This is a genomic window from Paenibacillus sp. O199 (assembly GCF_001636635.1).
In the GTDB taxonomy this organism is placed as follows: Bacteria; Bacillota; Bacilli; order Paenibacillales; family Paenibacillaceae; genus Paenibacillus; species Paenibacillus marchantiae.
In genome coordinates, this window is sequence record NZ_LGRP01000009.1 from 187,805 (window position 1) to 200,473 (window position 12,669).

9 protein-coding genes are annotated in these 12,669 nt (G+C 45.9%); all 9 read left to right on the plus strand.

Going from position 1 to position 12,669, the window contains the following annotated elements:
* Positions 1–98 precede the first annotated feature (98 nt).
* Positions 99–1,463, plus strand: coding sequence for an extracellular solute-binding protein (locus A6049_RS16305; RefSeq protein WP_063565670.1), 1,365 nt, complete (start codon positions 99–101; stop codon positions 1,461–1,463).
* Positions 1,464–1,627: 164 nt separating this feature from the next.
* Positions 1,628–2,512, plus strand: coding sequence for a carbohydrate ABC transporter permease (locus A6049_RS16310; protein WP_063565671.1), 885 nt, complete (start codon positions 1,628–1,630; stop codon positions 2,510–2,512).
* On the plus strand, positions 2,512–3,342 hold the full coding sequence (locus tag A6049_RS16315) for a carbohydrate ABC transporter permease (RefSeq protein WP_063565672.1): 831 nt from the start codon (positions 2,512–2,514) through the stop codon (positions 3,340–3,342). The genes A6049_RS16310 and A6049_RS16315 overlap by 1 nt, the downstream gene beginning before the upstream one ends.
* Before the next feature lie 31 nt (positions 3,343–3,373).
* Positions 3,374–5,215 (plus strand): cache domain-containing sensor histidine kinase, encoded by a 1,842-nt coding sequence (locus tag A6049_RS16320; RefSeq protein WP_063565673.1) that lies wholly within the window; start codon positions 3,374–3,376, stop codon positions 5,213–5,215.
* The gene (locus A6049_RS16325; RefSeq protein WP_063565674.1) at positions 5,212–6,846 is read left to right on the plus strand and encodes a response regulator; all 1,635 of its coding nucleotides are present in this window, start codon (positions 5,212–5,214) and stop codon (positions 6,844–6,846) included. Before A6049_RS16320 ends, A6049_RS16325 begins: the two co-directional genes overlap by 4 nt.
* Positions 6,847–6,859: 13 nt before the next feature.
* Positions 6,860–8,521, plus strand: coding sequence for a beta-N-acetylhexosaminidase (nagZ, locus tag A6049_RS16330; protein WP_063565675.1), 1,662 nt, complete (start codon positions 6,860–6,862; stop codon positions 8,519–8,521).
* Between the two features lie 277 nt (positions 8,522–8,798).
* Positions 8,799–11,054: a stalk domain-containing protein gene (locus A6049_RS16335; protein WP_063565676.1), complete on the plus strand. Its 2,256-nt coding sequence runs from the start codon at positions 8,799–8,801 to the stop codon at positions 11,052–11,054.
* A 373-nt stretch (positions 11,055–11,427) separates the two neighbouring features.
* On the plus strand, positions 11,428–11,892 hold the full coding sequence (locus A6049_RS16340) for a Fur family transcriptional regulator (RefSeq protein WP_063565677.1): 465 nt from the start codon (positions 11,428–11,430) through the stop codon (positions 11,890–11,892).
* Between the two features lie 2 nt (positions 11,893–11,894).
* Positions 11,895–12,146, plus strand: coding sequence for a membrane protein insertion efficiency factor YidD (gene yidD, locus A6049_RS16345; RefSeq protein ID WP_063565678.1), 252 nt, complete (start codon positions 11,895–11,897; stop codon positions 12,144–12,146).
* Positions 12,147–12,669: the final 523 nt, after the last annotated feature.

Here is a 12,669-nt window from a genome sequence, read left to right on the forward strand (position 1 = left end):
CCTCCATTGATGAATTGTCATCCTTACGATGTAAGCTACAACTTTTTATAATCAGAGTGTAAAGCCAAATGCTCAATATCTTGAGGGGGGTCATACGAATGAAAAAAGGAATGACATTACTGCTTTCATTATTGCTTATCACATCATGGACATTGGCAGGTTGTTCGAGCTCAACTAACGAACCACAACAGGGAGCAGGCAATACGCCTGCGGAGCCAAGCAAGGAACCGGTTGAGATGCTTCTCCGTCACACTCAGGTGGGTGCCGACAAACAAAAAAGGCTGGCCATTCTGCAGGACGTTGTGGCCAAAGTGGAGAGCGAAGTACCCAACCTGACCTTTACACTGGACGGAGTTGAATCCGATGTAAACCGTAAGGAGAAACTTCGTGGTGAGATGGCAGCAGGCAATCCGCCGGATATCTTCGAATTGTTCGGTAGTCCAGACTCCAAAGTATATGCTAAAGAAGGCATGTTGTTGGATCTCACGCCGATCTTGCAAGAGCTGGGCATTCAGGACCAATTTTCATCGCTTGAACCATTCACCTATGAAGGCAAAGTGTACGGACTGCCTATTGGGGGATCGGGTGAAGGATTCTTCTACAATAAAGAGTATTTTACGCAAAAAGGTTGGAAAGCGCCTTCAACAATGGCTGAGCTGGATAATATGCTCGCTGAGATCAAGGCTGATGGCAAGGTGCCACTTGCTTCTGCTTCCAAAGCAGGCTGGGTTCCACTCATGTTAACGAACCATCTGTGGTCCCGTTACGCTGGACCTGATATTACGGCGAAGTTTGCTACAGGCGAAGCCAAGTGGACTGATCCAGGCGTTGTCGCAGGATTCGCGAAGCATAAGGAATGGGTGGATAAAGGTTACTTCAAAAAAGGCGAGCTTGGTTATGAATATGCTGAATATACAACTCAATTTACGAGCGGTGAAGCGATTCTGATGTATGACGGAACGTGGAAATCGTCTGTATTCAAGGAAGGACAGAGCGGGGAGTCGCTCATTGGCAAAGTTGGTTTCTTCAATATGCCTCCGGTAGAGAACGGTGTAGGAGATCAGACAGCCCTGATGCGTGATGTCAATAATGGATACGGTTTCTCTGCAGCGGCTGCGGATGACCCGCAGAAGTTGGCGGCTGTTAAAGCCTTTATCAAAAACTTCTACAACGAAGATATGCAAGTACGTGGGCTCGTAGAAGACGGTGTGTTACCAGCGATGAAACTGGATGAAAAAGTGCTGACTGACAGCATCACCGACGATTTAATGAAAGAAATCGTAGCTGTTCTGAATGCATCGCAGACTTCTTTCCCGGCGTTTGATGCACTCGTTCAAGCTGATGTTACGACAGAGATCGGCAACCTGCAAATTCAGAAGCTGGTTGGTGGACAGACTACGCCAGAGAAAATGGCCGAAGAATTGCAAAAGGTTCAGGAAGAGGCTAATGCTTCAGTAGAATAAGCGATCTATCAAGCAAAGAAACGTACCTGCTAACACCATGCTGGTTTACCCCGGTTGGAACACTGCCGGGGTAAAACCCTTGGTCCTATCTAAAGAATTACACTGCTGAGGAATCTGCTCTATATATGAGCATAAGAAGTTGAAGTCACTGAAGGAGGTAGATCATGAATACTTCACTCCGCAGCCCGCTGATCTATACGTTGTTTGTGTTGCCGGCACTGATCTTGTTTATCATGTTTTTCCTGTATCCTATCGGCAGTTCACTCTATTACAGTCTGACCAGTTGGAACGGTGTATCCGCAGAGCCGCGTTTTGTGGGACTGTCCAACTATGCAAAAGCATTGACAGATGAACGTTTTTGGATTTCAACTCGCAATAACGGTTTCTTTATCGCATTTTCTGTTTTGATCCAGGTGCCTCTCATTGTGCTGTTTTCCCTGCTCATTGCGAATGTAAAGAAATTGAAGGGATTGTACAAAACAGCCGTCTTTTTGCCGTCCATTATGTCAACGGCAGTCATCGGTATTCTGTGGGGATTCATCTATGAGCCTAACATCGGCCTGTTGAATCAGTTACTTGAAACCGTAGGTATTTCGCCGGTCTATTGGCTATCCGATAATCGGTTCGCAATGATATCCATTCTCGTAACCAATGCTTGGCAGTGGACGGGATTCTATATTGTCATGGTTTTGGCGGCCATTCTGGCTATTCCCAAGGATCTGGATGAAGCGGCAGCCATCGATGGAGCAACAGCCGTACAAAGAGCATTCAAAATTACATTGCCACTTATCAGACCTATCATTTCCGTCGTCATCATGTTATCCATTGCCGGGGCGATGAAAGCAGCTGATATTGTTCTGGTTATGACCAAAGGTGGACCTGCAGGCTCTACCGAAGTGCTTGCCACGTATATGATCAAATACGCGATTACCAATTTTAAATACGGTTATGGCAATACGATTGCGGTTCTGATCTTTGCTCTGACGCTTGTGCTCACCGCGGTATATCAGTTGCTGGTGGCGAGACGCAACGAAAGGGTGGAATATTGATGGTAAAGAACATAAAAGGCAGTATACCTCATGTTTTGTTAATGTTGTATCTACTTGCGATTCTGTTTCCCTTTTTATTCGTAATCTTTTCTTCATTCAAGCAGGATAACAACGAAATTGCATTGAATCCGTTCGGTCTGCCCTCCACTTGGGTGTTTAATAACTACGTGGAGGCTTGGGTAAATGCCAAGATTGGTACGTATTTCTGGAACAGTATGTACATTTCGGTCTTGTCCTCAGTCGGAACGATTGTGCTTGGTGCCATGTTTGCTTTTGCTATAACGCGGATGAGACACCGCAAATGGAGCATGTTACTGTACAGCCTCATTCTGGCGGGCATGCTGATTCCAAACAATGCGCTCATGCTGCCGATTTATTTGCTTGTCCGCAAGCTCGGCATTTTGGATACTCATTTGGCGCTGATCATTCCTTATGTTGCGAATGCAATTCCGTTCACGATTATTATTTTGGCTGCTTTTATGCGGTCGCTCCCTGGAGAAATTGAGGAAGCCGCGGTTATGGATGGGTTGAGGGCTCCGGGTATCTTTGCTAGAATAGTGATACCCCTTACAGTTCCAGCCATTGTTACGGTGTTTATCGTGAATTTCCTCGGCAACTGGAACGAATTTTTACTCGCCAACTATTTCTTATCCACCGATAAACTGCGTACACTGCCTGTCGGCATGGTCCAGTTTCGTGATCAGTATCAAATGAACTATGCCCAGATGTCAGCAGGCATTGTATACAGTGTTGTACCGGTTGTTGTAATCTACGCCATATTGCAGGAGAAAATCATTGAAGGCGTAACAGCAGGTAGTGTTAAAGGTTAATTAACGATGCGTTATATAGGGAGAACGGGAAATGAACTTGCGGATGAAGCTGGCCATGGCATTTCTGTTGCTCATCATTGTACCGATGTGCACGCTTGGAATCGGCATGTTCTTGGTCACATCACATACGATTGAGAAAAAATACAATCAGCAGTCTGAATATGCACTCCAGGCGATTAGCTATAATATCGAGAATGTTTTTCAGCAGATCAACAATGTCACGGACAATGGCATTGCCACTTCGGTATTCCAGATGGCTTTGAACGCCAAAGATCCGAGCAAACAGGATCTTGGAATCGGTAATCAATTGTCGCTGAATGCCAGCCAGCGTAATTTCCGTTCCCTTTTATACAACTACCCGTTCATTAGTTATGCCTTCTTGTATGATTTGCGTCCGCGTTCGTCTCAGGATAACCAGATAGTTTCTATATTTACGAAAGAAAATTTTCAAGCGCTTCCTTTTCAACAATTTAAAGTTCATCCAATATTCAAAGAAATCCAGGAACTCAACGGCGTGCCCAAATGGCTGGCCCCTCTGGAATATCCTGAACTGACGGGCGTAGAGCCTGTCTTTACTCAGATTCGGTTAGTCAAGGAACTCAGTTATTTTCAGAATATTGGGGTCCTTGTCGTTCAGATTAAAAAAGGGGAGATGGACCGCATCTTCCGTCATTTGCAAGTAAGTGATCCTGCACAGGAAACTTCGTTCCTACTGATCAACGAAGAGGGTCTGATCGTATACGATCCTTCCGGACGTTACAGCGGAGAGAAGATGGAAAATCTGGGTGTGCGATCTGGAATTTACGGACCGGGGTTCAGCAGCACCAGAGCAGTGTTCGATGGCAGTGAAAGCATCATTTCACAATATCATCTGAAAAACTATAACTGGAGCCTGGTCAGTGTCGCTTCATGGGAAGCATTATCGGCAGAGACGAATGTGTTCGCAGGCTGGTCGATTATTATCATTCTGCTGTGTCTGCTTGCTGCGATGGTTTTCAATGTGTTCTTCATGAACCGGATTACCGGCAATATTGCGGTACTCGTGCGATTCATGAGGCGTGTAGATGACGGGGATTTTAATGCCCGGGTCGAAGGAAGTGGCTTTGACGAGATGCAATTACTCGCCCAAGGGTTCAATGAATTGCTGGATCGGATCGGAGGTCTGTTCCGACGTGTGCGTGCTGAGCAGGAACAGAAGGCCAAGGCAGAACTGCGCGTGCTTCAAGCCCAGATCAAACCTCATTTTCTATTTAATACGCTGGAATCCATTAACGGACTAGCCATGAGGGGAGAAGGGCGTAAAGTAAGTGAAATGGTGACACGTCTTGGCAATATGCTGCGCATCAGTATTCAGGATCAGGAGGAGATTTCGCTCAGTGAGGAGTTAAGGCACTTGCAGAGTTATCTTGAGATCCAGCATTACAGGTTCAGTGATTTGTTTCGGTATGAGATCGATATTCCATCTCATCTGTACACTTCATCTATGCTCAAACTTACCCTCCAACCTCTTGTGGAAAATAGTATTCAGCACGGGTTCGAGGGAATTGAATATCAGGGTGTACTTCGGATCAGTGCATTTGTGGAACGGAATAACCTGGTGCTGCGAGTTGAGGATAATGGGATCGGTATTCCCCAGGAAATGTTGGCCCGATTCGAATATATGGCAGAAGACCCACCTGAATACATCATGGCTGAGGGAACGAAGCCACTGTCTTCAATGGCAGAGCGTCGAGGGCTGGGTTTAAGAAGTGTTGCAGATCGGATAAGGATTCAATATGGGGCCGGATACGGGGTGTTTATATGTTCATCAACGGGACATGGCACCATCATTCAATGTATTATTCCACAATATGAGCAGGGGGAAGATGAATGAATCTAACCGCGTTGCTGGTTGACGATGAGCTGCCGATTTTGGAGAATTTGAGTTTTATTTTGCCATGGGAAGACATGGGCATTGAAATTGTGGGTACGGCTAGAAGTGGGTCAGAAGCACTGGACAAAGTTGCAGAATGCCACCCTGACATCATGTTATGTGATATTCGTATGCCCTCCATGGATGGTCTGGAACTGATTCGAATATTACGGGAACAAGGTGAAACTTGTGAGATTATTTTGCTGACAGGATATCAGCAGTTCGAGTATGCCCGTACGGCCATCCGTTACAATGTCCATGAATACATATGCAAGCCAATCGATTACCTGGATCTGGAACATAAATTGCGTGAGCTTGCTAGTCAGATTCAGAAGAAACGGTTGGAAGTGGAGGCTGAACGTCACCGCAAATCTGAGATGGAAGTATGGGTAAAGCACAAACATATCATTGACCTGATGCGAAAAGAGGAAGATTCGTTATTTTCTTTTCCTCCTTCTTCCCCTGAACAACATGCATCCTCGTTACGGTATATCCTGCTACTTATCGATGTTTCGGGGTATTTTAAGCATTCGATCGGATGGTCTGGGACCCGGCACCAAAGCTGGCATGGAATGATCCGTTCTAGGCTTAGGGAAATTACAGACCGGATCTGTGAAGGAACTCTGCTGATTTCTGCCCGTAAGGGAGAATGGTGTATGTTGGTGGAGGCATCAGATGAATGGAGACTGCGGGTAGATGCATTGGCTCAACAGGTTCAGATGGAATTAGATTCGACATTTGAGCCCGGTTTAGGTATGAAGACAAGGGTCATTCAGGATGTTATGCCTGTGAAACTGGATGATCAGATGGCTGAGCGATACCGGCACTGTCAGCGTTTGCTGATCATGAATGATTCTAATCAGCGCAGCGATGAGTTGGGAAAAGATTCTGCTGATTACTTAATAGAGTCAACCAAAGAACCTTCCAGAAGGGCAACGATGTGGATTACAAAAGAGGATTTGGACTTGATCACTCGCTGGATCAGACAGGGAAATAAACAGGGATTGATTGACTTGCTCGTTATGCTCAAACATCGGATGAGCGAGCATAAGAGTGCGCTGGATGGCGTAGCCGAAAACAGCCTGCGTTTTCTGCTTGTACATATGCTTCGTGAATTGCGCGAAGTACATGTCATGGCTGAACAAGACGAAATGCACTTCTGGAGTGCATTGCATTCAGCAACCTCCATTAAGGAATTAATCGAACTGGCAGAGGCGCTTGCTCATGTTTGTCATGATAAGAAAAGTGTACCTCGCCCTTCTGTGTCTGAGTTGATCAGTTCTGCGTGCGAGTATATGAACGCCAGACTGGAATGTGATCTGGGGATTGATGAGGTAGCTGATTGGCTGGGCATCAGTCCGGGTTACTTTTGTCAGCTTTTCAAAAACCAGATGGGCGTAACCTTTGTTGAATATATGACCCATAAGCGGATGGAGAGCGCAGCCTTATTATTAAGTACAACGGAATGGAGTATTACAGCCATTGGAGAAGCAACGGGGTATAAGGAGCGGCGATATTTCTCCAAAGTGTTCCATAAACATTTTCACATGAAACCATCAGAATTCAGGTCAAACCAAAGAGCAGGTTCATAATGGGGAGGAAAGCATGCGTATGAATTCGATCGATCAGCTTTCGTTGGAACAGCGGGTAGGACAGATGTTTATGTGTGGATTCCATGGACAGCATGCGGATGAACAGGTCCATCGACTGATCCGTGATTATCATGTCGGAGGCGTCATTTATTTCAGACGGAATGTGGAGAGTGTAGACCAGATCAATCGACTGTCTACCGACTTGCAAGCAATTGCCGCTGAAGCCGGGGATTTACCTCTGATGATCTCCGTGGATCAGGAGGGCGGGATGGTGGCCCGGATTGACAAAGAGGGTGTGACCCAGGTACCTGGAAACATGGCGCTTGGAGCAACGGGGAATCCGGACTATACCCTTGAATGCGCGCAGATTCTAGGTCAAGAGTTAAAAAGCATCGGTATCGATATGAACCTCGCTCCAGTGTTGGATGTGAATAATAACGTTCTTAACCCGGTCATCGGCGTGCGCTCCTATGGCGAGAATGCGGAGAGCGTAGCTTCTCACGGTGCAGCAGCCATCAAAGGATATCAATCCCGAGGCGTTGCTGCAACAGCCAAACATTTTCCCGGACATGGAGATACAGCGGTGGATTCACATCTCGGTATGGTCACTGTACCTCATGAACGTAACAGGCTGGATGAGGTGGAACTTCTGCCGTTCCATCGCGCTATTGAGGCCGGAGTGGATGCCATCATGACTGCTCACGTCATCTTCCCGGCGATTGAACCGGAGCCGATTCCAGCTACATTGTCCCGTAAAGTGTTGACGGGGCTGTTACGCGAGGAAATGGGCTTTGACGGCATTATTATTACAGACTGTCTGGAAATGCATGCGATATCCAAGCCATATGGTGTGGCCGAAGCAGCTATTCGTGCCGTGGAGGCAGGTGCTGATCTAATTCTGGTCAGTCACACATTGCAAGATCAAGTCTCTGCTGTGGAAGCCGTTGTGGAAGCCGTTCGTACTGGACGAGTGGATGAAGGCACCATTAACCAGGCATTGGAACGTATTATTTCATGGAAGGCAGCGCGTTGTGGTCAGTGGGAGCATACGTTTGTCTCCATGGAAAAGGATGATGCTGTATCGGATGGATTTGATGAGGATGGGATCATGTTCTCAAAAAAAGAGAAGGATGAGTCATCAAGGTCGTTGGCCTCCATCGAATCCAGATTGGATGAGATTGCCTCCAATAGCATTACTGTGGTTCAGAATGATGGATTGCTTCCCTTAGACCCTGAGAAGAATGTCTATGTCATCTGGCCTGAAGTTGTGCAACGGACAGAAGTGGATGAACCATGGTCTCACACAGATTCACTTGGCGTGGCGTTATCGCAGCTTAGAGCCGGAGTTCGGGAGCACAAAATAACGACACAGCCGTCTTATAATGAAGCGGACGAGATACTGAAGAATGTTTCGGAGGAAGATCAAATCATCGTATGTACTTACACTTCCGCAGGCCATCTTCCGAAAGGGCAACATCATTTGGTTCAAAAACTTAGTGAGAAGTATTCCCTGATTGTAGTCGCTCTGCGTAATCCATATGATCTATTGGAGATTCCGACGCCGGGAAGTTATATATGTACGTACGAGAACACTCCTGCAGTGGTTCGTGCTTTGTCTCTCGTCTTAACAGGTGAATTGCAGCCAACAGGACGCTTGCCTGTCAGTTTGCGTTAGCAAATTCTAAATCTCTAAATCTCTCTGTGGCATGGTGCTTATTCAACCATGTCTTGCAGGGATTTTTTTATTGTGATTTGCGGCAGATTTTAATACAGATTGCACTCCAAGTCGAACGTGTAATAGATAACTATTTTCATAGTATTTTCGCTCTATTAAATGTTTACAATTCTTATCAAATATTTTTAGCAACTTTTCCCGGTAGTAAGCGTCTAATAGTATGACTTTTTGAGGGGGATATTTATAAAATGGGAGCAGAAGGAGCCAAAGACAAAGAATGAATTTGAAGAAGAAATTATCCATACTTACCGCTTTAGCTGTATTCCAAGCGTTTGCAGCGATTCCAGCGAATGCACTAGCAGCCGATCAAAGTGATACAACAACAACAAATACAGCCAATGTTAAATCCGTGGAGGTTGTGAAGAAAGAACAAACGATCGCGGAATCGGATGTAAAGTCCGGGTCAGATTCAAAACAGTCTGATAATAATGCAGTCGAAGGAACAAACCCGGTAACAGATGAACCTACAGGTACAGATGTTACTCCGGTTGACCCTAATACAGACCCTGCTGATGAAGAGGATGCAGGCGAGGAAACAACAGTTCCAACGGCTCCAGTTGAAGTTGAGCAACCATCTACAAGCGGTCAATCTATAGCCGGAAGTAAGGGCGGAGATCTGACACTTTATATGAACAGCAACAAAATGGTGCAAGACGGCAAAACATATCTTGCCGGACAGCCGATGGCTGTTAAAAATGGAGTATCTTATGTAGCGATCCGCGCACTGGTTGATCGGGTTGGTTATGAAGTGAAATATGACAATACAACCAAAGAAACCATTATTATTAGCGGCGAAGATGAACTTCGCTTCAAAACGAATAGTAGCGTTTACACCGTTAACGGTGAATCGAGAACGATGAAAGGCCCTGCCTATCAACAAAAAAATACGTTCATGGTGCCACTGACGTCGATTACTCAGGCACTTAACATTACTTATAAAGTTAATCAGTCTGCCAAGACTGTTATACTGAACCTGAATTCCAAACCGGTAGCCAGCTTCACGGTACAAAAAGAGATTTTTGCAGGAGACACGGTAACATACAACACTAAATCGAGCTCTCCAAAGGGACTGGACATCGTAGATGAGCGTTGGACTGGCCGTCAGGATTCGTTTGACCAACCAGGTACATATACGGTAACGTATGCTGTCCAGGATTCGAGCGGACAATGGAGTGACCCGTACGCTGTAACAATTCAGGTACAAAAACTAAATCTCCCTCCTGTAGCGATGTTTACGACAGACAAGGAAGAGTACAAAATGGGTGAAAAGATCACGTACATTGATCAAAGCACCGATGATGAAAATGCCATTGTGAAAACTGAATGGGAAAACAATGCTCTGGCATTCTTTGTTCCGGGACCTAAGAGTGTAACAATTACCGTTACGGACAAACATGGTGCTAGTAACAGCTATACCAAGACGGTTAACATCACAGGTGAAACGCTGTACACCATGTCTGATTTTAATCAGTTGTTTACACCAGTAGGTGAGAAGTTCAGCTTCGATGGTAGTGGGGTACCATCGATGGAGAAAATACCTTTCACTTATTACGACGAGCCAAGTTTGCTGATTCGTAGTAACAGCCCGGAAACCGTTAATACAGAAGGTATTGTTTATAAGGAATCTTCCTTTGGACAAACACGTTTCATGATTCACCATGTAAACAACACAGGTAAAAGCGTGAAAATGTATGTTGTTGCGACAAACAACAATGCGTATACAGCATCCATTGAACAGCAAAACATGGGTTTTGCAGGTCCATCACCAATAGCAACTGCGGCAGGTAAACTGTCCATTGATCGCTGGTTCAAGTCCATACAGAACGGTACAGGACAAAAGAAAGTGTACATCCAGCCTGGAGAGAGCAAGCTAATTCTGACCGATTTGAGTGTTCTTCCTATGAAACAGGGTCAAGTCATCTCCTTGTACTCGGATGTCTTCAGCGATTATGAACTGGATTACAACGTTATCATGATTGAAGAAAGCAAAGATCCGATGGCTGTATGGTCCACACTGCCTGTTCTGGATCGTGACGGTGTGCATAACCGGGGAACATACCCGAATGCAACCCGTATCATTACGTATGACCAAGAAGTAGGTTCGAAGCCTGCTCGTTTGCCGCTGGGGGATAATGCAAGTGACCCGAATTTGGTCGGGACAGATCCAATGGCGTACACAGATGCTTCCAACGCGGGTAACTTTGGCGTGCTGTACAAAATCACACTGAACAATGTGGCTCCACGCACATTGATCTCGTTCAACCCACGTGGTGGTAAATACTCGGGTGTAGCGCTCGTTAATGGAGAACTTGTTCAGATTTCGAACGGCAAATCCGTAAGCGCACCAAATGAACAAAGTGTACTCTATCGTACAGGTTCCTATGGTCAAAGTGTAACGATTCTGTTCTCCGCAGCACCGGGAAGTAATTTGCCGGTTAACCTGCTGTTCACACCTCTTCCGACAGAGAAGTAATTGTTTCACCTTTCACCAGGAACGGACGGTTTGGAGTGAAAGCTTATATGCTATAAATCCTGTCACCCCAAAAGTCGCCCGAAGGATTAAACATCTGAACCGTCAGAAAAGGACTCCATGTTCATGGGGTCCTTTTTAATTGTGACTGAAGCAGCGGCGGGCTCAGGTTCGTTCGTTGACTATGAACTTCATTTAAGGCATTATTAGTAGTATATAAATCAAGCATAAGTATCAGCATTTGCATAATTTGATTCCATAGGCTCACGGGTACAATACCTAGACGAATCAAACCATTTCGAACTAAGTATTGCTGAAAGGAATTCGCTCTTTGGATTTATGCAGAATGCTCGAATGACAGGAGGTGCATTAGATCATGCTGTCGACAGAACAGATTATTACTACCATGTCCTCGCAGGGGCTCCGCATTACGGATCAGCGGAAGACACTGGCCCGGTTATTTGCTGAATCCCCTGGGTATTTGACACCCAAGGACGTCTATGAATATATGGGTAAGACTTACAGCGGACTGAGTTTTGACACGGTGTACCGGAATTTGCGTGTCATGCAAGAATTGGGTGTGCTGGAGCAGGTCATCTTTGAAGATGGGGTGAAGTTCAGAGCACATTGCAGCGAGGATCACCATCACCATCATATGATTTGTCTGAAATGCCAGAAGACATATCCAATCGTTTTTTGCCCAATGCAGCTTGCAGATGCGCCTGAGCAATTTCAGGTTGTCGATCATAAATTTGAAGTTTTCGGGTACTGTAAGGACTGTGCCGAACATGTGCCAGCCAAAGTGTCATCCGGACATCAGCACACTCACGGGAAGCACTGACGATGAAGTTATCTCGCAGACTGGTTCAGGCTCCCATTCGGGTGTATCGCAGCTATATCTCTCCATTGAAGCCGCCAACATGTCGTTTCTATCCTACATGCTCGGCTTACGCGATGGAGGCGATTGAGGTGCATGGTGCGTTCAAAGGATCACTGCTTTCGGCAAAACGTATTGCGAAATGCCATCCGTTTCATCCAGGCGGAGTGGATCTGGTGCCACCGAAGGCTGAAAAGTCTGTGATGGTATCCGATTAACGATCCAATGGTCGTTTTTTGCAGGTTTGAGTTGATTTAAGATTGCTGTCCACTTGACAAAGGAGGCAGTATTTCAGTATATTTTTCGTATAATGATTTCCAGTGAAGGGATAAGTACAGACACACCCCCAGTGCAGAGAGCCGGATGAGCTGAGAACCGGTCTGGGAGGAGGATGGAATATGGTCCCGGAGGAACCTCTTTCGAGCGTGCAGACGTTGATTAGAACGGCTGTCGTAAGGCTGAGGCGTGATCCAGCGTTAATGGGCGGTCGAAGGACCGGCAGAGCCTGTGGTTTGTGAAAAGCACGGGGAATTTGGGTGGTAACACGTGAGAGCAACTCTCGTCCCATACAGGGACGGGAGTTTTTTGTGTTCTTTTTTTGACAAATGCAATGAAAAAGCACGACTATATGAAGGAGGAGAAGTCATCTATGGCTGATCAAAAAACTTTTTATCTGACAACACCGATTTATTATCCGAGTGACAAACTGCATATCGGGCACGCGTACACGACTGTGGCGGG